Source organism: Streptomyces capoamus, from assembly GCF_014654935.1.
Classification (GTDB): Bacteria; Actinomycetota; Actinomycetes; order Streptomycetales; family Streptomycetaceae; genus Streptomyces; species Streptomyces capoamus.
Window position 1 is genome coordinate 73,617 of sequence record NZ_BNBF01000002.1, and the last position, 17,785, is coordinate 91,401.

Sequence of the window (17,785 nt, forward strand, 5' to 3'; positions counted from 1 at the left end):
AGACCGCGGGGCGGAGCGTGAAGGCGATGACCAGCGGCACGATGAGGATCATCCCGGCCAGCGCCAGCCAGGGGGTCCGGCCGTGGCCCTTGAACAGGGCGTCGAAGCCCAGCCAGAGGACGACCAGGAGCAGCAGCACGCCGCCCGCCAGCCCGAGGGGCGAGCGGTAGATCCGGTCCTTGGCGGCGGACGCCGGCGGCGGTGACGCGGGTGACGGGTGGTCCGGGGTGGTCATGGCCCGATTCTGCACGACGCCGCCGGCGGTGCGGCCACGCGCCCTGGAACCGGCGCTCATCCGTGATCTCGGCGGCCGGGACGAGCACTGGGGGGTGACAGCCGCTACGCGCGTAGATATGCTCGTCTGGTGACCATGCCCACTTCCGCACCCACAGCTCACGCTCTCTCGGACGTCACCGCGTCCGACAGCACGCTGCGCCGCTTCCTCCACGGGCTGCCCGGCGTCGACGCGGTCGGCCTGGAGGCGCGCGCCGCGTCCCTCGGCACCCGTTCCATCAAGACCACCGCGAAGGCGTACGCCATCGACCTCGCCATCTCGATGGTCGACCTGACGACGCTGGAAGGCGCGGACACCCCGGGCAAGGTCCGGGCGCTCGGCGCCAAGGCGGTCCACCCCGACCCCACGGACCGTACGACCCCCACGACGGCCGCGGTCTGCGTCTACCCCGACATGGTGGCCGTCGCCAAGGAGGCCGTCGCCGGTTCCGGCGTCAAGGTCGCCTCCGTCGCCACCGCCTTCCCGGCCGGCCGTGCCGCGCTCGACGTGAAGCTGGCCGACGTGCGGGACGCCGTCGCCGCCGGCGCCGACGAGATCGACATGGTCATCGACCGGGGCGCGTTCCTGGCCGGCAAGTACCTGAAGGTGTACGACGAGATCGTGGCCGTGAAGGAGGCCTGCGGGGACGCTGCCCGGCTGAAGGTCATCTTCGAGACCGGCGAGCTGTCGACGTACGACAACATCCGCCGCGCCTCCTGGCTCGGCATGCTGGCCGGCGCCGACTTCATCAAGACCTCCACCGGCAAGGTCGCGGTGAACGCGACCCCCGCGAACACCCTGCTGATGCTGGAGGCCGTCCGCGACTTCCGCGTCCAGACCGGTGTCCAGGTCGGCGTGAAGCCAGCCGGCGGCATCCGCACCACCAAGGACGCGGTCAAGTTCCTGGTGCTGGTCAACGAGACCGCGGGCGAGGACTGGCTGGACAGCCACTGGTTCCGCTTCGGCGCCTCCTCGCTCCTCAACGACCTGCTGATGCAGCGCCAGAAGCTGGCCACCGGCCGCTACTCCGGTCCCGACTACGTGACGGTGGACTGATCCCCCATGGCTTTCGAGTACGCACCCGCCCCCGAGTCCCGCGCGGTCGTCGACATCGCGCCCTCCTACGGCCTGTTCATCGACGGCGAGTTCGCCGAGGCCGCCGACGGCAAGGTCTTCAAGACCGTCTCGCCCTCCACGGAGGAGGTCCTCTCCGAGGTCGCCCGGGCGGGCGCCGAGGACGTCGACCGCGCGGTGAAGGCGGCCCGCAGGGCGTTCGAGAAGTGGTCGGCGCTGCCCGGCTCCGAGCGCGCCAAGTACCTGTTCCGCATCGCCCGCATCGTCCAGGAGCGCAGCCGTGAGCTGGCCGTCCTGGAGACGCTGGACAACGGCAAGCCGATCAAGGAGACCCGCGACGCGGACCTCCCGCTGGTCGCCGCGCACTTCTTCTACTACGCGGGCTGGGCCGACAAGCTGGAGCACGCCGGCTTCGGCGCGAACCCGCGGCCGCTCGGTGTCGCCGGCCAGGTCATCCCCTGGAACTTCCCGCTGCTGATGCTGGCGTGGAAGATCGCCCCGGCCCTGGCGGCCGGCAACACGGTCGTGCTGAAGCCGGCGGAGACCACCCCGCTGTCGGCGCTGTTCTTCGCGGACATCTGCCGCCAGGCCGGTCTGCCCAAGGGTGTCGTCAACATCCTCCCGGGCTACGGCGACGCGGGTGCCGCGCTGGTCGCGCACCCGGACGTGGACAAGGTGGCGTTCACCGGCTCCACCGCCGTCGGCAAGGAGATCGCCCGCACGGTCGCCGGCACGCGCAAGAAGCTCACGCTCGAACTGGGCGGCAAGGGCGCGAACATCGTCTTCGACGACGCTCCGATCGACCAGGCCGTCGAGGGCATCGTCACCGGCATCTTCTTCAACCAGGGCCAGGTCTGCTGCGCGGGCTCCCGGCTGCTGGTCCAGGAATCGATCCAGGACGAGCTGCTGGACTCGCTCAAGCGCCGGCTCTCCACCCTCCGCCTGGGCGACCCGCTGGACAAGAACACCGACATCGGCGCGATCAACTCCGCCGAGCAGCTGGCCCGGATCACCGCGCTGGCCGAGCGGGGCGAGGCGGAGGGCGCCGAGCGCTGGTCGCCGGCCTGCGCCCTGCCCGAGAGCGGCTACTGGTTCGCCCCGACGCTGTTCACGAACGTCACCCAGGCCCACACCATCGCCCGTGACGAGATCTTCGGCCCGGTGCTGTCGGTCCTCTCCTTCCGCACCCCGGACGAGGCCGTCGCCAAGGCGAACAACACCCAGTACGGCCTGTCGGCCGGCATCTGGACCGAGAAGGGCTCGCGCATCCTGGCCGTCGCGAACAAGCTGCGCGCCGGTGTCGTCTGGTCCAACACGTTCAACAAGTTCGACCCGACCTCGCCCTTCGGCGGCTACAAGGAGTCGGGCTTCGGCCGCGAGGGCGGCCGCCACGGCCTGGAGGCGTACCTCGATGTCTGACCGTTTGAGTGTCTTCAAGACCTACAAGCTGTACGTCGGCGGGAAGTTCCCGCGTTCCGAGAGCGGCCGGGTGTACGAGGTGACGGACTCGAAGGGCAAGTGGCTGGCCAACGCTCCGCTGTCCTCCCGCAAGGACGCCCGGGACGCGGTCGTGGCCGCGCGCAAGGCGTTCGGCGGCTGGTCCGGCGCGACCGCCTACAACCGGGGCCAGGTGCTCTACCGGGTCGCGGAGATGCTGGAGGGCCGCAAGGAGCAGTTCGCGCGGGAGGTCGCGGACGCGGAGGGCCTGTCGAAGTCGAAGGCCGCCGCGGTCGTGGACGCCACGATCGACCGCTGGGTCTGGTACGCCGGCTGGACCGACAAGATCGCCCAGGTGGTCGGCGGCGCCAACCCGGTCGCGGGCCCGTACTTCAACCTGTCCTCCCCGGAGCCGACCGGCGTGGTCGCCGTCCTGGCCCCGCAGGAGTCGTCCTTCCTCGGCCTGGTGTCGGTGGTGGCCCCGGTGATCGCCACCGGCAACACGGCGGTCGTCGTCGCCTCCGAGAAGGCCCCGCTGCCGGCCCTCTCCCTGGGCGAGGTGCTGGCCACCTCGGACGTTCCGGGCGGCGTGGTCAACGTGCTGTCCGGCCGCACGGCGGAGATCGCGGCGCCGCTCGCCGCGCACCAGGACGTCAACGCGATCGACCTCGCGGGCGCCGACGAGGTGCTGGCCAAGGAGCTGGAGATCGCGGCGGCCGACAATCTGAAGCGGGTGCTGCGTCCACAGGCTGTGGACTACGCCGAGACGCCGGGCACCGAGCGGATGACGGCGTTCCTGGAGACGAAGACGGTGTGGCACCCGACGGGGTCGCTGGGCGCGGGCGGCTCCTCCTACTGACGGGTCCCGGGCGGGAGACCCGCTGTGGTCCGCCGGCCGCGGGTGCGTGCCGGTCCCTCGCGCCCGCGCGGCGGAGCCGCCTGACGGGCTCCGCCCCGCGCCCCCGCGGGGGCGCCCTCAGTGGCCCAGGGCTCCGAGAGCCTGCCCCAGCACCGGCACGCTGCCGAGCGACGGCGCCTGGGCCAGGGGGCGGGTCAGCGTCTGGGAGCCGACCGGCCGGAAGTCGGCCAGCTGGGTGCCGACCCCGTTGTCCAGGGGGTCCACGCCCGTGCCGGCGAGCGGGTTGGGCTTGAGGCCGGCGACCGGACCGGTGACGTAGCCGACGATGCCGGTCGCTGCGCGCAGGCCGGCCTGGGGGTCGGCGCTGCCGACGCCCACGGGACGGTAGTTGAGGCCCAGGCCGGGGATCGAGTCGGCGGACGCCGTGGCCGTGCCCGCGCCCAGGGCCGCTCCGGCGACGGCCAGGGTGATCAGGGCGCGCTGCGCGGTGGGGTGCTCGGGAGAGGTGTGTCGGGCCATCACTGGTGCCACCTTCTGGTGCGCAGGGTAAGGGTGTCGGCACACAGGGTAGTTGAGGTGTGACTCACGCTCAAAAGCCGACCCGCGGGGTCGGCAGGGCGGCCGGGATGCGTCAAACTGGTGTTCCGTGAGCCTTCATCCTCCGTTCCCCGCCCGTGTCGTGCTGCTGTGCGGCCCCTCGGGCTCGGGCAAGTCACTCGTCGCCGCCCGCTCCGGGCTTCCCGTGCTGCGCCTGGACGACTTCTACAAGGAGGGTGACGACCCGACCCTGCCCCTGGTGCCGGGCAGTTCCGACATCGACTGGGACCACCCCGGGTCGTGGGACGCGGACATCGCGATCGAGGCCATCACCCGGCTGTGCGCGACGGGCTCGACGCAGGTGCCGCTGTACGACCTCTCCCTGAGCGCCCGCACCGGCGAGGAGACGCTGCACATCGGCCGTACCCCGCTGTTCATCGCGGAGGGCATCTTCGCCGCGGAGATCGTCGAGCGCTGTCGGGAGCTGGGCGTGCTGGCGGACGCGCTGTGCCTGACCCGCGGGCCGCTCACCACCTTCCGGCGGCGCTTCCTGCGCGACCTGAAGGAGGGCCGCAAGTCGGTGCCGTTCCTGCTGCGCCGCGGCTGGCGGCTGATGCGGGCCGAACGCACGATCGTCACCCGCCAGGTGTCCCTCGGCGCGCACCCGTGCGACCGGGACGAGGCGCTGGACCGGCTGGCGGCGGCGGGCCGCCCGGTACCGCAGGGGACCGCGGCGTAACGGCCCTGCGGCGACGCGCGCCGGCGTACGGCGACCCGACGACATGGACGACGTGGACGACGTACGACAACGGGACCGGCGGGCCCCCCGGCCTGCCAGTCCCGTTGTCGTTCTCCCCCGTTCCCCCGAAGGCCCACCCCCCAGTGGTCCCCCGTTCCTTCCCCCGCGTTCCCCCGTCTCCCCCGTCTCCCCCGTCGCTCAGGCGACGAGCTCGCCGAAGGCGTCCTCCTGGTCACGGCCGAAGCTGAGGACCTCGTCATCGCGCAGCCGGCGCAGCGACCGCCAGATGCTCGACTTCACCGTGCCGACACTGATGCCGAGTATCTCCGCGATCTCCGGGTCCGTGCGGCCCTCGTAGTAGCGCAGGACCAGCATGGTGCGCTGGAGTTCGGGCAGCCGGGACAGTGCCTGCCAGAGGACCGCGCGCAGCTCGGTGCCGCGCATCGCGTCCGTCTCGCCGGGCGTCTCCGGCAGTTCCTCGGTCGGGTACTCGTTGAGCTTGCGGCGCCGCCAGGCGCTGATGTGCAGGTTGGTCATGGTGCGGCGGAGGTATCCGCCCACCGCCGCCTTGTCGCTGATCCGCTCCCACGCCCTGTACGTCGAGAACAGCGCGCTCTGCAGCAGGTCCTCGGCCTCGAAGCGGTCACCGGTCAGGTGGTAGGCGGTGGCGTACAGGGAGGCGCGGCGCTCCTGGACGTAGGCGGTGAACTCCGCCTCCGTCAGCGAACGACGCTCCCCCGGTTCCTCCCCGTACGCGGCTCCCCCGTGCGCTTCCCCCCGTGCGTCGACCACCGTCATGTAGACGGTGTGCTGACGCCCGGCGCCGCGAGCACACCCCCGCCTGCTCACGGCACCGGACTTCTCGGAACCCCGGTCCACGTCGTGCAGACGCGTGACCACTGCGCTGGTGCTGATGCTGTGCAGCGTGTTCATCTCGCGCTCCCCGTCGTGGACTTCCGGCGATTCGGCTTGCCGGGCGGTACCGGCTCCCCGTCCGGCCCGTGCCCAAAAGACTGCCGGGGTGACTTCATCGCCGTGTCCGCCGACTGTCACAGACCTGTCACAGGGGTCCCGCCCAGGTGCCTCACGGACGGTGCACAGGTGACGACGGTAGGGACGGCCTGTGCCGGCAGGTCGTACGGCGGGCCCTCCATGGGCCAGAATGAGCCCGTGCCTTCCCTGTTGCTGATCGAGGACGACGACGCCATCCGTACGGCCCTGGAGCTCTCCCTGACGCGCCAGGGACACCGGGTGGCCACCGCTGCCAGCGGCGAGGACGGTCTGAAGCTGCTGCGCGAACAGCGGCCGGACCTGATCGTGCTGGACGTGATGCTGCCCGGCATCGACGGGTTCGAGGTGTGCCGGCGCATCCGGCGCACGGACCAGCTGCCGATCATCCTGCTGACCGCGCGCAGCGACGACATCGACGTCGTGGTCGGCCTGGAGTCGGGCGCCGACGACTACGTCGTCAAGCCGGTGCAGGGCCGGGTGCTGGACGCCCGGATCCGGGCCGTGCTGCGGCGCGGCGAGCGCGAGTCCAGTGACTCGGCGACCTTCGGCAACGTCGTCATCGACCGGTCGGCGATGACCGTCACCAAGAACGGCGAGGACCTCCAGCTGACCCCGACCGAGCTGCGGCTGCTGCTGGAGCTGAGCCGGCGGCCCGGTCAGGCGCTGTCCCGGCAGCAGTTGCTGCGGCTGGTGTGGGAGCACGACTACCTGGGCGACTCGCGCCTGGTCGACGCGTGTGTGCAGCGGCTGCGTGCCAAGGTCGAGGACGTGCCGTCGTCCCCCACGCTGATCCGTACCGTCCGTGGTGTCGGCTACCGCCTGGACGCGCCTCAGTGACCGATACGCAAGGGGGGCTGCGCGGCTGGGCCGCGGGGCGCAGGAGGAGTCTGTCGCGGCTGAGGTTCACCAGCCTCCGGCTGCGCCTGGTGGTGGTGTTCGCGCTGGTCGCGCTCACCGCCGCGGTGTCGGCGTCGGGCATCGCCTACTGGCTCAACCGGGAGGCGGTGCTCACCCGCGCCCAGGACGCGGTGCTGCGCGACTTCCGCCAGGAGATGCAGAACCGCGCCGGCGCGCTGCCCGAGCATCCGACACAGGACCAGTTGCAGCGGGCGGCGGGGCAGATGGCCGCCAGCAGCCAGCGTTTCAGCGTGCTGCTGGTCGCCCAGGACGCCGACGGCAAGACGGTGTACGGCAACTCCGGCGGCATCAACGGCTTCGCCCTGGAGGACGTGCCCGAGTCGCTGCGCACCGCCGTGGCCAAGCGGCAGAAGGCGGCCGACGGCGACAAGGAGTCGTACCACCTGTACTGGCAGCGGGTCGTGGACCACGGCACGCCCTATCTGGTGGCCGGTACGCGCGTGATCGGCGGCGGACCCACGGGCTTCATGGCGAAGTCCCTGGAGCCGGAGGCCAAGGACCTCAACTCGCTGGCCTGGTCGCTGGGCATCGCCACCGGGCTGGCGCTGATCGGGGCGGCGCTGCTCGCGCAGGCCGCCGCGACGACCGTGCTGAAGCCGGTGCACCGGCTGGGGGTGGCCGCGCGGCGGCTCGGCGAGGGCAGGCTGGACACCCGGCTGCGGGTCTCCGGCACCGACGAACTCGCCGATCTGTCCCGGACGTTCAACAACGCGGCCGAGGCGCTGGAGCAGCGGGTCGCGGAGATGGCCGCGCGGGACGAGGCGTCCCGCCGGTTCGTCGCCGACATGTCCCACGAGCTGCGCACCCCGCTCACCGCCATCACCGCCGTCACGGAGGTGCTGGAGGAGGAGCTGGAGGCGGAGACCGGGAGCATGGACCCGATGATCGAGCCGGCCGTCCGGCTGGTGGTCAGCGAGACCCGGCGGCTGAACGACCTGGTCGAGAACCTGATGGAGGTCACCCGCTTCGACGCGGGCACCGCCCGGCTGGTCCTGGACGACGTCGACCTCGCCGACCAGATCACGGCCTGCATCGACGCCCGCGCCTGGCTGGACGCGGTCGAGCTCGACGCCGAGCGCGGCCTGCACGCCCAGCTCGACCCGCGCCGTCTGGACGTGATCCTCGCGAACCTGATCGGCAACGCGCTCAAACACGGGGGTTCGCCGGTGCGGGTGTCGGTCCGGGAGGCGGACGACTCGATCGAGATCCGGGTCCGCGACCACGGGCCCGGCATCCCCGAGGACGTCCTCCCGCACGTCTTCGACCGCTTCTACAAGGCGAGCGCCTCCCGGCCGCGCTCCGAGGGCAGCGGGCTCGGCCTGTCCATCGCCCTGGAGAACGCCCACATCCACGGCGGCGAGATCACCGCGGCCAACTCCCCGGACGGCGGGGCGGTGTTCACGCTGCGGCTGCCACGGGACGCCTCACGGCTCACCGAGGAGGGCGGCGGGGACGCCGAGGACAGCCGGACCGGCACGGACAGCACGGGAAAGGAGGGGTCATGACCGTACGACGGCTGCTGGCGCTGCCCCTCCTGGGCGTGCTGCTCACCGGCTGCGGCATCCGGGCCACGGAGGTGCCGACCGACTTCGGGGCGGCGCCCTCCCGGGTGCCCTGCTCGCTGACCGGGCCCGACGAGTCCGCGCAGTCCGCGCACGGGGTGCCGGTGCAGGTCTTCCTGCTGTGCGGGGCGTCCCTGGTGGCCGTCGACCGGACCGTACGGGTCCCGGAGGGCACCGCGGACGCCCGGCGCCGGGTGATCGTGGCGCAGGGGCTGCTGGCCCAGCTCGCCAAGCAGCCCGCACCCGCGGAACGCTCGGCCGGCTACACGACGTACGTGCCGGGCGGCCTCGGGGTGACCGGGCCCCGCCCCAAGGACCCCGAGGACACCCTGCGTCTGAGCACGGCGCCCTCGCGCCTGACCTCCTACGCCCTGGCGCAGCTGGTCTGCACCCTGTCCGACTCGGCGGCGACCGAGGACGACGGCTCGGTCATCCTGGGCGGCCCGACCCCGGGCCCGCTGCACCGCTACGAGTGCACGGACGACCTCCGCGACCACCCGGGCAGCTCCCAGCCGCCGTCGAGCGAGATCACCTCGTAGCCGCGGTCGGCCGGCCGGTCGTGCCGCGAATGCTTCCACGGCGGAACCGATCGCGCCGGCCCCGGCGTCTTGGGGGTCGTGCAGCGTCAAGGCTCCATCGGCGGCAGCGCCGCGATCCGCGTCCGTGCGACAGGGGGTGTCCTCCTCGTCGCTCACCTCGCCCTCGTCGCCTGGCTGATGCTGCGCCCGCTGGACGTTCCCTGGGTCACTCCCCCGAACCTGCGCCCGCTGGCCGGTGTCCGGGCCGATCTGGCGCTGGGCTGGCCGCACGCGGTCAGACCCCTCGGGGAGGGCCTGGGGCTGCTCGCGCCGCTGGGTGTGCTGCTGCCGATGGCGCACGGCAGGCTCGCCGTGTCCCCGCTCGCGTCCCTGCTCCGCACGGCCGCGGCCGGCGCCCTGATCTCCCTCGGCATCGCCCTGCTCCAGACCGGTGTGCCGGGCCGGGTCGTGGACGTCGACTCGCTGCTGCTGAACACGGCGGGCGTCGTCCTGGCGCACCTGGCGGTCGTACCGGCGGGCCGGGCCTGGCTGCGCCGGTGGGAGGCGCGGCAGCCGGGGGCGGCCGGGCCGGTGCTCACCGTCCAGGAGGAGCTGTCTCAGGGCCGTACCCCGACGATTCCCAGGGTCGGGATCGCCCCGTAGAGGGACGCTTCGTCCTCTTCGTCTCCGTACTGTGGAAGACGGTCGAGGGGTCCCGCCGGGGCCCCCGCCACCGGCTCGTACCCGAGCCGACGACCACGGAGGAGCCGTCATGACCGCCCTTGTCCGCCCCACCCACGGCCGCGTGATCGGCGGCGTCTGCGCCGGACTGGCCCGGCGCTTCGGCACCTCGGCCACCACGATGCGGGTGATCTTCCTGGTGTCCTGCCTGCTGCCGGGCCCGCAGTTCCTGCTCTACATAGCGCTGTGGCTGCTGCTGCCGTCCGAGGACAAGGCCCGTACGACGGCCTGGTGACGCCGGTGCGGACACGCAACAGGGGCGCCACCGGACGTGCCGGAGCGCCCCGCGCGGCAGGGACGGCCGGGATCAGCCGACCGGGAGCCCGTTGACCGGCACGCCGTGCGTGGGCAGACCCTTCAGCGGCAGTCCGCCGAGCAGACCGGCGACCGGCTTGGTGGGGCCCTCGGCGACGACACTCTCGGCGACGGGCTGCGCGGCGGACGCCCCCTTGCTGACGGCCGGCATCGCCGCGGCCACTCCGCGCTTGGCCACGGGCTTCAGCGTCTTGACGGCACCGCTGTCCGGCAGCGCCTCGATGACCTGCTCAGGGGGCAGCGTCCGGGTGACGGTGTCCAGCATCTGGCCGGCGTCCGGGCTGGCCGGGGCCGCGCCGGCCACGCCCGCACCGGCGGCGGCGAAAGCGGCGCCGAGGGCGGCGACACCGAGGGTCTTGGCAGCAGACTGCTTCATGGTGAATGCGTCCTTGCAAGCGGAGACGGGAGATCACGAACGATCCGAGCGGTCCACGACCGTAAACATCCCCGGCCGCCCGCCGCAAACACCGAAATGCGGACGCCTTGTGAAAGTGCGTCCGCTTTCCGGGCCGGGCAACACCGGGCGATTACGCCTCCGGATCGCCAGAACCGCTGGTCGAAGCGGTCTGCCGGAACAGCCATTCGGATTTCAGCTCGGCATATCCGGGCTTGATGACGTCATTGATCATCGCGAGTCGTTCATCGAAAGGAATGAACGCTGATTTCATCGCATTGACGGAGAACCACTGCAGATCGTCGAGCGTGTAACCGAACGCCTCGACGAGGTGCTCGAATTCACGGCTCATGGTGGTGTGCGACATCAGCCGGTTGTCGGTGTTCACGGTGGCCCGGAAGTGCAGCCGACGCAGCAGTCCGATGGGGTGCTCGGCGTAGGACGACGCGGCCCCGGTCTGCAGGTTGGAGCTGGGACACAGCTCCAGCGGGATCCGCTTGTCCCGGACGTAGGAGGCGAGCCGGCCGAGCGCGACCGAGCCGTCCTCGCGGACCTCGATGTCGTCGATGATCCGCACCCCGTGGCCGAGCCGGTCGGCGCCGCACCACTGCAGCGCCTGCCAGATGGACGGCAGCCCGAAGGCCTCACCGGCGTGGATGGTGAAGTGGTTGTTCTCCCGCTTCAGGTACTCGAAGGCGTCCAGGTGCCGGGTGGGCGGGTAGCCGGCCTCGGCGCCCGCGATGTCGAACCCGACCACGCCCGCGTCCCGGTAGCGGTTGGCGAGTTCGGCGATCTCCAGGGAGCGGGCCGCGTGCCGCATGGCGGTCAGCAGGGCGCCGACCCGGATCCGCCGGCCGTTCTCCCGGGCCAGCCGCTCCCCCTGTCGGAACCCCTCGTTGACGGCCTCGACCACCTCCTCCAGGGTCAGGCCCCCGTCGAGGTGCTGCTCGGGGGCGTAGCGCACCTCGGCGTAGACGACACCGTCCTCGGCGAGGTCCTCGGCGCACTCCCGGGCCACCCGGACCAGGGCCCGGCGGGTCTGCAGGACGCCGACGGTGTGCCGGAAGGTCTCCAGGTACCGTTCCAGCGAGCCGGAGTCGGCGGCCTCCTGGAACCAGATCCCGAGTTTGTCCGGATCGGCCTCGGGCAGTTCGGCGTAACCGGTCTCCCGGGCGAGGTCGACGACGGTGCCGGGGCGGAGACCGCCGTCGAGATGATCGTGCAGCAGTACCTTGGGCGCCCGGCGGATCTGGTCCGCGGTGGGGGTGTTCCCGGTGGGTGCGGTCTGGCTCGTCATTGGCGCACTCTAACTCCTACGCGCGTAGAGAGACCGGTGTGCGCGGCAGCTCTTTTCCGGCGCTTTCCCGCCGATACGCAACGGTGACCCCCCGGACGGGTTTGGTGCACCGCGCCTTCTGAGACTGTTCTGTCATGGGACAGCAAGCGACGCCGGTACGAACGGCCAGGCTGGGGAAGGCAGTCGGCCCGGCGCCGACGTCGGTGGGCGGAGCGGTGCTGCTGCTCCCCGACGGGGAGGAGGTCTCCGCCCGCCGGCCGTCCCCCGTCCGGGCGCTGAGCCTGCCGCGCTCCCTGGGCCGCGTCCTCGCGCGCGCCGGCCGCTCCGACGGGCTGGCCGTGCATCCCGTCCACTACCGCCATCGCGGCTGGAACGGCAGCGAGGCGCATCTCGCGGCCGACGCCGAGTGGGCCGCCGACGAGGTGGTACGGCGGTACGGGGACGTTCCCGTCTGCCTGGCCGGCGTCGGCATGGGCGGTCGCGCGGCGCTGCGCTCCGGCGGGCACGAGGCCGTAAACTCCGTCGTGGCCCTCGCCCCCTGGCTGCCGGAGGAGGACCTGGCCGCGCCCGCCGAACCGGTGAAGCAGCTCGTGGGCCGCCGCGTGCTGATCGTCCACGGCACGAACGACGAACGGACCGATCCCGAGCTGTCCTTCCGTTTCGCGGCACGGGCGAAGAAGGTGAACCGGGAGGTGTGCCGGTTCGAAGTGCACTCCGACGGACACGGGTTGCAGGGGTACCGGGACGAAGTGCTCTCGCTGGCGGCGGATTTCGCCCTGGGCGCGCTGTTCGGGCACCGCGTGACGCGCCCCGTGGAGGACGCGCTGGCCGCCCCGCCGCCGATCGGCCTGCGGATGCCGTTGGCCGCGGGGTTCGGCCGCTCGCTGAAGCGGTAGGGCGTGCATGGCGTCGCGCGGCTGGGGGTGCCCCCTCCGGGGGAGGGAATCGTCCGACAGGCCCTAGGGCAGCAGGTTGCCCCTCCTGGAGAGCAGGAACTTCTTGAACGCGGCCACCGGGGGTGTGTCCGGCCGGTCGGCCAGCCAGGCCACGCCGATCTCCCGGGCCGCCCTGGGGGACGTGACCGTCAGTTCCACCACACCCGGACGGGGGACGGTGGGCGGTGGCAGCAGGGCGACGCCCAGGCCCGCCGCCACCAGGCCGCGCAGCGTCTCCGCCTCCTCGCCCTCGAAGGCGACGCGGGGCTTGAAGCCGGCCTCGCGGCACAGGTCGTCGGTGATGCGGCGCAGTCCGTAGCCGGGCTCCAGCGTGACGAAGGTTTCCTCGGCCGCCTCGGCCAGGCGGACCCGGCGGCGGGCGGCCAGGCGGTGGTCGGCGGGGACCACCAGGCGCAGCTTCTGCTCGTCGAGGCGACGGGCGACCAGGTCGGGGGCGTCGGGGACGGGAGAGGTGAGGCAGAGGTCCAGCTCGCCGGCGCGCAGCCCCTCCAGCATGGCCTCGCCGTAGTTCTGCACCAGGCTGAAGCGGACCCGCGGGTGGTCGGCGCGGAAGGCGTGCAGCAGTCCGGGTACGGTCTCGGCGCCCATCGTGTGCAGGAAGCCGAAGGCGACCTTGCCGGTGGCCGGGTCGGCGTCCGCGCGGACCTCCTCGGCGGCCCGCCCGATCTCGCCGAGGGCCCGCTCGACGGAGGCGAGGAAGGTACGGCCGGCGGTGGTCAGGGAGACCGTGCGGCCGTGCCGGGCGAACAGGTCGACGCCCAGGTCCCGCTCCAGCCGGGCCATCGCGCGGGACAGGGTCGACTGGGGCACGTTCAGCTCCTGCGCGGCCCGGGTGACGTGCTCGGTGCGGGCCACGCCGGCGAAGTACGCGAGCCGGGGCGCGAGCAACATCGCCATGTCTTCTGTGTCACCGGACGGTGACAGCCGAGCCTGTGAGCTTCGCTGATGCGCCATGGGAACGATTATCACCGTTCCATGCATTGGACGCATGAAAGGGGTCGTCCGTACGGTCGAGGCATGTCTCCCGCCAGTACCGGGGCGCCCACCCGCGTGGGCGCCGCACCGTCCGCCCCCGCTGCCGTCGCCGCTCCCGCATCACCCGTCCCCGCTCCCGACTCCGACTCCCGGCTGACCCCGGGCGGCCCCGGCTACCGCCGGATGAGCCTCGCCCTCTTCCTCGCCGGAGTCGCGACCTTCGCCCTGCTGTACTCCACCCAGGCCCTGCTGCCGCTGATCTCCGGGGAGTTCGGGGTCGCGGCGAGCGAGGCGAGCTGGACCGTGGCCGCCGCGACCGGCGGCCTGGCGCTGTTCGTCCTGCCGATGAGCGCGCTGTCGGAACGGTTCGGCCGCCGTGCGGTGATGACCGGCTCGCTGGCCGTGGCCGTCACGGTCGGCATGCTGGTGCCGTTCGCTCCCTCGCTCGGCGCGCTGGTGGTGCTGCGGGCGGTGCAGGGCGCGGCGCTGGCCGGGCTGCCGGCCTCGGCACAGGCCTATCTGGCCGAGGAGGTCCGCCCCAAGGCGCTGGTCACGGCGATCGGGCTGTTCGTGGCGGGCAACAGCGTCGGTGGGATGAGCGGCCGGGTGATCACCGGCTGGGTCGCGCAGGAGTGGGGCTGGCGGATCTCGGTCGGGGTGATCGGCGCGCTGGCGGTCGCCTGCGCCGTGGCTTTCCGGCTGCTGCTTCCGGCGCCGCGGCACTTCACGGCGGGTTCGCTGCGCCCGCGGGACCTGCTCGGCACCGTCCGCGGGCACCTCGCCGACCCGCTGCTGCGCCGCCTGTACGCGATCGGCGCGCTGTTCATGACGGTGTTCGGCGGTGTCTACACCGTCATCGGCTACCGGCTGACGGCCGCGCCGTTCGGGCTGCCGCAGGGCATCGTGGGCTCGATCTTCCTGGTCTACCTGGTGGGTACGGTGTCCGCGTCCACGGCCGGCCGGCTGGTGGGCCGGTTCGGCCGCCGCGGCGCGCTCTACCTGGCGGGCGGTACGACGGCGGCGGGGCTGCTGCTGTCCCTGGCGGCCTCGCTGCCCCTGGTCCTGCTGGGCCTGGTGCTGATCACGGCGGGCTTCTTCGCCGGGCACGCGGTGGCGTCGTCCGCGGTCAGCAAGACGGCCACGCGCGGCCGCGCCCAGGCGTCGGCGCTGTACCAGTCCGCGTACTACATCGGCTCCAGCGCCGGCAGCACGGTCGGTGCGCTGGCCTTCCACGCGGAGGGCTGGGTCGGCACCGTCGGCGTCGGCCTCCTCGCGGTCCTCGGCGTCGTCACGATCACCGTCGTGGGCTCCCGGGCGGCGCGGGTGGCGGCGCGCCGGGGGCCGGCGGCCGCGCACTGGACCGCGGCACACCGCTGATTCCCCGCCGATCGCCCGCTGCCTCCCCGCCGATTACCTCCCTGACCTGCGCCTTTTCCGACTCCGGGGGCCATTGTCAGTGCCCTGCGGTAGCTTCCAAGTGCTGGGGCGCGACGGCGCGCCACAGGGACGGCGCCACAGGGGTGGGTGGACGATGGGCGACAGCACGGCGACGGCGGATCTCGACGTCGCACTGGAGAAGCACCGGACCGAGCTGACCGGTTACTGCTACCGGATGCTCGGGTCCTCCTTCGAGGCCGAGGACGCGGTGCAGGACACCCTGGTGCGGGCCTGGCGGAGCTACGACAAGTTCGAGGGCCGTTCGAGCCTGCGCTCGTGGCTGTACCGGATCGCGACGAACGTGTGCCTGGACATGCTGACGGCGGGCAACAAGCGGGCGCGGCCCATGGACCTGACGGACTCCACCCCGCTCGCGCGGGCGGCGCTCTCCCCGCGCCCGGACCACACCTGGCTGGAGCCGATGCCGGACGCGCGCGTGCTGCCGCCCGTGCAGGACCCCGCGGAGGCGGCCGTCGCCAAGGAGTCGGTCCGGCTCGCCTTCATGGCGGCCCTCCAGCAGCTGCCGCCCAAGCAGCGGGCGGTGCTGATCCTGCGCGAGGTGCTCGCGTGGCGGGCCAGCGAGGTCGCCGAGCTCCTGGGCACCACGGTCGCGTCGGTGAACAGCGCCCTGCAGCGGGCCCGGGCCACGCTCGCGGAGCGCGCGGACACGGGCGCCGAGGGGGCGGTGTCCGACCCGCTGGACGAGGAGCAGCAGAAGCTGCTGGAGCGGTACGTCAAGGCCTTCGAGGGCTACGACATGGCGGCGCTGACGGCGCTGCTGCACGAGGACGCCGTCATGACCATGCCGCCGTTCGACCTGTGGCTGCGCGGCACCGCCGACATCACCGGCTTCATGACCACCCTCGGCGCCTCCTGCGCCGGCTCCCGGCTGCTGCCGGTGCGGGCCAACGGGCTGCCCGGGTTCGCGCACTACAAGCCGGACCCGGAGCACGGCGGGTTCACCCCGTGGGCGGTACAGGTGCTGGAGATCTCAGAGGGCCGGATCACCGGTTTCCACTGCTTCCTCGACACCCAGCGGTGGTTCCCGCTGTTCGACCTGCCCCTCCACCTGGAAGCGGAGCCCGACGAGGCCGAGCAGGGCGTGTAGCGCGGGGTCGGCGTCCCGCAGCCGGATCCGCCCGCCGGCCCGGCGGGCGGTCAGCTCCAGCCGGGCCAGCAGGTCCACGACCGCCAGTCCCGGCGGCCCGAGCCCGCCCACGTCGCACACGACGACCCCGGCCGCACCGCCCTCCAGCAGGGCCCGCACCCGGGCACACAGCCCGGGCACCTCGTCCCGGCGAACGGGCCCGGGCAGCACCAGCACGGCGGGGGTCTCGGCATCCACGTGCGGTAGACCGGCGGGGCGGGCGGAACTCATCGCGGGCGCCCGCGCACGCCGTGTCGCGGCGCCGGAGATCACATTGACCCGTGGCCCTGCCTGCTCGCAGGGTGGGCGCCATGGCGGGGGTGCTGAGCGGGTTCGCGGTGATCGCGGTCGTCATCGGGGTGGGTTACGTGCTCGGGCGGCGCGGGACGCTCGGCGCGCAGGGCGGTGAGGTGCTGACGCGGCTGGCGTTCACGCTGGCCGGACCGGCGCTGCTGTTCACCACGCTCGCGCGGGCCGACCTGTCGGTGCTCTTCTCCAGCCGGCTGCTGGTGACGGCGCTCAGTACGGCGGTGGTCGCGGGGGTCTTCGTCGCGGTCGGGACGGTACGGCGGTGGGGGGTGGGCCGTACGACGATCGGCGCGCTGTGCTCGGGGTACGTCAACTCGGGCAACCTCGGCATCCCGATCGCCGCGTACGTCCTGGGCGACGCGTCCCTGGTGGCGCCGGTGCTGCTCTTCCAGGTCGTCCTGGTCGCCCCGGTCGCGCTCACGGTGCTGGACCTGTCGGGCGACGGCGGGAAGGGCGCGGTGGGACGGCGCCTGCTGGTCCCGCTGCGGAATCCGATAGCGGTGGGCTCGCTGTCGGGGGTGCTGGTGTCGGCGGCGGGCTGGCAGTTGCCCGGTCCGCTGCTGAATCCGCTGACCGCGCTCGCCGGCATGTCCGTCCCGGCGGCCCTGCTGGCCTTCGGCATGTCCCTGCACGGCAACCCGGCCCCCGGCCGGGGGCGGGACAGCCGGCTGGTGCTGCTGTCCGTGGCACTGAAGTCGCTGGGCCAGCCGCTGGTGGCCTGGGCGCTGGCCCGGTGCGTGTTCGGCCTGCACGGCCACGCCCTGCTGGACACGGTGGTGACCGCCGCCCTGCCCGGCGCCCAGAACCTCTTCACCTACGCCAGCCGCTACCGCGTCGCCGAGTCCCTGGCCCGCGAGTCGGTGCTCCTGTCGACGGTGGTGTCCGTACCGGTGCTGGTGGGGGTGGCGGCGGTGCTGGGGTGACGTCGGGTCAGTCGACCGGGAACTCGCTCGTGTCGATGGTGACGCCGAACGGCTCCGGCAACTCGACGGGGTCGCCGAACTTGACCGCCCTGAGGACCCGGTAGACGTCGCCCTTCGGCTCCCCGTAGAGCGTCACGGTCGGTCCGCCGGGCGCCCAGCGGTCGACCAGGAGGTAGAGCGGGATGCCCGCGGTGGCGTAGGCGGCGGGCTTGCTGACGCGGTCGTGGCCGGCGTTGGACTTGGAGGTCACTTCGACGACGAGTTCGGCGAGGGCGGCGGGGATGTGCGAGTCGGACTCGGCGCATTCCCTCACCGGAGCCACCAGCAGATCCGGGATGAGCATGCCCAGCCGCGACGGCACG

20 protein-coding genes and 1 pseudogene are annotated in these 17,785 nt (G+C 72.8%); 13 read left to right on the forward strand and 8 right to left on the reverse strand.

What is annotated here, in order from left to right:
* Positions 1-235, reverse strand: a pseudogene (locus IE312_RS38660) (PH domain-containing protein); the annotation flags it as partial.
* Between the two features lie 135 nt (positions 236-370).
* Between IE312_RS38660 and deoC the strand changes: the two are divergent.
* From deoC to IE312_RS03850, 3 genes are read left to right on the forward strand one after another with little or no spacing between them, the layout of a single operon-like run.
* On the forward strand, positions 371-1,330 hold the full coding sequence (gene deoC / locus IE312_RS03840) for a deoxyribose-phosphate aldolase (protein ID WP_189978963.1): 960 nt from the start codon (positions 371-373) through the stop codon (positions 1,328-1,330).
* A 6-nt stretch (positions 1,331-1,336) separates the two neighbouring features.
* On the forward strand, positions 1,337-2,767 hold the full coding sequence (locus IE312_RS03845; protein ID WP_189978383.1) for an aldehyde dehydrogenase family protein: 1,431 nt from the start codon (positions 1,337-1,339) through the stop codon (positions 2,765-2,767).
* Positions 2,760-3,644, forward strand: coding sequence for an aldehyde dehydrogenase family protein (locus IE312_RS03850; RefSeq protein ID WP_189978385.1), 885 nt, complete (start codon positions 2,760-2,762; stop codon positions 3,642-3,644). Before IE312_RS03845 ends, IE312_RS03850 begins: the two co-directional genes overlap by 8 nt.
* 117 nt (positions 3,645-3,761) lie before the next feature.
* Here the strand turns inward: IE312_RS03850 and IE312_RS03855 are convergent, their stop codons facing one another.
* The gene (locus tag IE312_RS03855) at positions 3,762-4,163 is read right to left on the reverse strand and encodes a hypothetical protein (RefSeq protein WP_189978387.1); all 402 of its coding nucleotides are present in this window, start codon (positions 4,161-4,163) and stop codon (positions 3,762-3,764) included.
* Between the two features lie 160 nt (positions 4,164-4,323).
* Here IE312_RS03855 and IE312_RS03860 point away from each other — a divergent pair, with 160 nt between their 5' ends.
* Positions 4,324-4,920 (forward strand): uridine kinase family protein, encoded by a 597-nt coding sequence (locus IE312_RS03860; protein WP_189978965.1) that lies wholly within the window; start codon positions 4,324-4,326, stop codon positions 4,918-4,920.
* A gap of 198 nt (positions 4,921-5,118) precedes the next feature.
* Here IE312_RS03860 and IE312_RS03865 read toward each other — a convergent pair whose 3' ends face one another.
* A complete protein-coding gene (locus IE312_RS03865) occupies positions 5,119-5,853 on the reverse strand; it encodes a SigE family RNA polymerase sigma factor (RefSeq protein WP_189978389.1) in 735 nt (244 codons plus the stop codon).
* A 237-nt stretch (positions 5,854-6,090) separates the two neighbouring features.
* On the opposite strand from IE312_RS03865, the gene afsQ1 reads away from it, so the two are divergent.
* From afsQ1 to IE312_RS03890, 5 genes are all read left to right on the forward strand, one after another.
* Positions 6,091-6,768 carry a two-component system response regulator AfsQ1 gene (afsQ1, locus tag IE312_RS03870; protein ID WP_026248263.1) on the forward strand — a complete coding sequence of 226 codons (678 nt, stop codon included), beginning with the start codon at positions 6,091-6,093 and terminating at the stop codon, positions 6,766-6,768.
* Complete coding sequence (locus tag IE312_RS03875; RefSeq protein ID WP_189978391.1) at positions 6,765-8,354, forward strand: ATP-binding protein; 1,590 nt, start codon at positions 6,765-6,767, stop codon at positions 8,352-8,354. Before afsQ1 ends, IE312_RS03875 begins: the two co-directional genes overlap by 4 nt.
* Positions 8,351-8,950, forward strand: coding sequence for a hypothetical protein (locus IE312_RS03880; RefSeq protein WP_189978393.1), 600 nt, complete (start codon positions 8,351-8,353; stop codon positions 8,948-8,950). Before IE312_RS03875 ends, IE312_RS03880 begins: the two co-directional genes overlap by 4 nt.
* A 78-nt stretch (positions 8,951-9,028) precedes the next feature.
* Complete coding sequence (locus IE312_RS03885; RefSeq protein WP_189978395.1) at positions 9,029-9,592, forward strand: VanZ family protein; 564 nt, start codon at positions 9,029-9,031, stop codon at positions 9,590-9,592.
* Between the two features lie 109 nt (positions 9,593-9,701).
* A complete protein-coding gene (locus IE312_RS03890; protein WP_189978397.1) occupies positions 9,702-9,905 on the forward strand; it encodes a PspC domain-containing protein in 204 nt (67 codons plus the stop codon).
* 72 nt (positions 9,906-9,977) lie between these two features.
* Here the strand turns inward: IE312_RS03890 and IE312_RS03895 are convergent, their stop codons facing one another.
* Complete coding sequence (locus IE312_RS03895) at positions 9,978-10,361, reverse strand: ATP-binding protein (protein WP_189978399.1); 384 nt, start codon at positions 10,359-10,361, stop codon at positions 9,978-9,980.
* 151 nt (positions 10,362-10,512) lie between these two features.
* Entirely contained in the window at positions 10,513-11,676 is a 1,164-nt protein-coding gene (locus IE312_RS03900) for an adenosine deaminase (protein ID WP_189978401.1), read from the reverse strand.
* A gap of 134 nt (positions 11,677-11,810) precedes the next feature.
* Between IE312_RS03900 and IE312_RS03905 the strand changes: the two genes are divergently transcribed.
* Positions 11,811-12,572, forward strand: a complete 762-nt coding sequence (locus IE312_RS03905; protein ID WP_189978403.1) for a prolyl oligopeptidase family serine peptidase — start codon at positions 11,811-11,813, stop codon at positions 12,570-12,572.
* A gap of 63 nt (positions 12,573-12,635) precedes the next feature.
* On the opposite strand, the gene IE312_RS03910 is transcribed toward IE312_RS03905, so the two are convergent.
* Positions 12,636-13,586, reverse strand: coding sequence for a LysR family transcriptional regulator (locus IE312_RS03910; protein WP_189978405.1), 951 nt, complete (start codon positions 13,584-13,586; stop codon positions 12,636-12,638).
* A gap of 63 nt (positions 13,587-13,649) precedes the next feature.
* Here IE312_RS03910 and IE312_RS03915 point away from each other — a divergent pair, with 63 nt between their 5' ends.
* Positions 13,650-14,984: an MFS transporter gene (locus IE312_RS03915; protein ID WP_189978407.1), complete on the forward strand. Its 1,335-nt coding sequence runs from the start codon at positions 13,650-13,652 to the stop codon at positions 14,982-14,984.
* A gap of 154 nt (positions 14,985-15,138) precedes the next feature.
* Positions 15,139-16,152, forward strand: a complete 1,014-nt coding sequence (locus tag IE312_RS03920) for a sigma-70 family RNA polymerase sigma factor (RefSeq protein WP_189978409.1) — start codon at positions 15,139-15,141, stop codon at positions 16,150-16,152.
* On the opposite strand, the gene IE312_RS03925 is transcribed toward IE312_RS03920, so the two are convergent.
* Complete coding sequence (locus IE312_RS03925; protein WP_189978411.1) at positions 16,036-16,422, reverse strand: STAS domain-containing protein; 387 nt, start codon at positions 16,420-16,422, stop codon at positions 16,036-16,038. The genes IE312_RS03920 and IE312_RS03925 overlap by 117 nt on opposite strands.
* 80 nt (positions 16,423-16,502) lie before the next feature.
* Here IE312_RS03925 and IE312_RS03930 point away from each other — a divergent pair, with 80 nt between their 5' ends.
* Positions 16,503-17,423, forward strand: coding sequence for an AEC family transporter (locus IE312_RS03930; RefSeq protein WP_189978413.1), 921 nt, complete (start codon positions 16,503-16,505; stop codon positions 17,421-17,423).
* A 7-nt stretch (positions 17,424-17,430) separates the two neighbouring features.
* Here IE312_RS03930 and IE312_RS38665 read toward each other — a convergent pair.
* Positions 17,431-17,785: Uma2 family endonuclease (locus IE312_RS38665; protein ID WP_229899008.1), on the reverse strand; the 355-nt coding region annotated here is incomplete at its 5' end.

What these genes read in the sequence shown, in the direction of transcription:
- deoC (WP_189978963.1), top strand. Translation starts at nt 371, where the DNA reads ATGCCCACTTCCGCACCCACAGCTCACGCTCTCTCGGACGTCACCGCG.
- IE312_RS03845 (WP_189978383.1), top strand. Translation starts at nt 1,337, where the DNA reads ATGGCTTTCGAGTACGCACCCGCCCCCGAGTCCCGCGCGGTCGTCGAC.
- IE312_RS03865 (WP_189978389.1), bottom strand. Translation starts at nt 5,853, where the DNA reads ATGAACACGCTGCACAGCATCAGCACCAGCGCAGTGGTCACGCGTCTG.
- IE312_RS03850 (WP_189978385.1), top strand. Translation starts at nt 2,760, where the DNA reads ATGTCTGACCGTTTGAGTGTCTTCAAGACCTACAAGCTGTACGTCGGC.
- IE312_RS03920 (WP_189978409.1), top strand. Translation starts at nt 15,139, where the DNA reads ATGGGCGACAGCACGGCGACGGCGGATCTCGACGTCGCACTGGAGAAG.
- IE312_RS03930 (WP_189978413.1), top strand. Translation starts at nt 16,503, where the DNA reads ATGGCGGGGGTGCTGAGCGGGTTCGCGGTGATCGCGGTCGTCATCGGG.
- IE312_RS03855 (WP_189978387.1), bottom strand. Translation starts at nt 4,163, where the DNA reads ATGGCCCGACACACCTCTCCCGAGCACCCCACCGCGCAGCGCGCCCTG.
- IE312_RS03900 (WP_189978401.1), bottom strand. Translation starts at nt 11,676, where the DNA reads ATGACGAGCCAGACCGCACCCACCGGGAACACCCCCACCGCGGACCAG.
- IE312_RS03895 (WP_189978399.1), bottom strand. Translation starts at nt 10,361, where the DNA reads ATGAAGCAGTCTGCTGCCAAGACCCTCGGTGTCGCCGCCCTCGGCGCC.
- IE312_RS03905 (WP_189978403.1), top strand. Translation starts at nt 11,811, where the DNA reads ATGGGACAGCAAGCGACGCCGGTACGAACGGCCAGGCTGGGGAAGGCA.
- IE312_RS03880 (WP_189978393.1), top strand. Translation starts at nt 8,351, where the DNA reads ATGACCGTACGACGGCTGCTGGCGCTGCCCCTCCTGGGCGTGCTGCTC.
- IE312_RS03890 (WP_189978397.1), top strand. Translation starts at nt 9,702, where the DNA reads ATGACCGCCCTTGTCCGCCCCACCCACGGCCGCGTGATCGGCGGCGTC.
- IE312_RS03915 (WP_189978407.1), top strand. Translation starts at nt 13,650, where the DNA reads ATGTCTCCCGCCAGTACCGGGGCGCCCACCCGCGTGGGCGCCGCACCG.
- IE312_RS03925 (WP_189978411.1), bottom strand. Translation starts at nt 16,422, where the DNA reads ATGAGTTCCGCCCGCCCCGCCGGTCTACCGCACGTGGATGCCGAGACC.
- IE312_RS03910 (WP_189978405.1), bottom strand. Translation starts at nt 13,586, where the DNA reads ATGGCGCATCAGCGAAGCTCACAGGCTCGGCTGTCACCGTCCGGTGAC.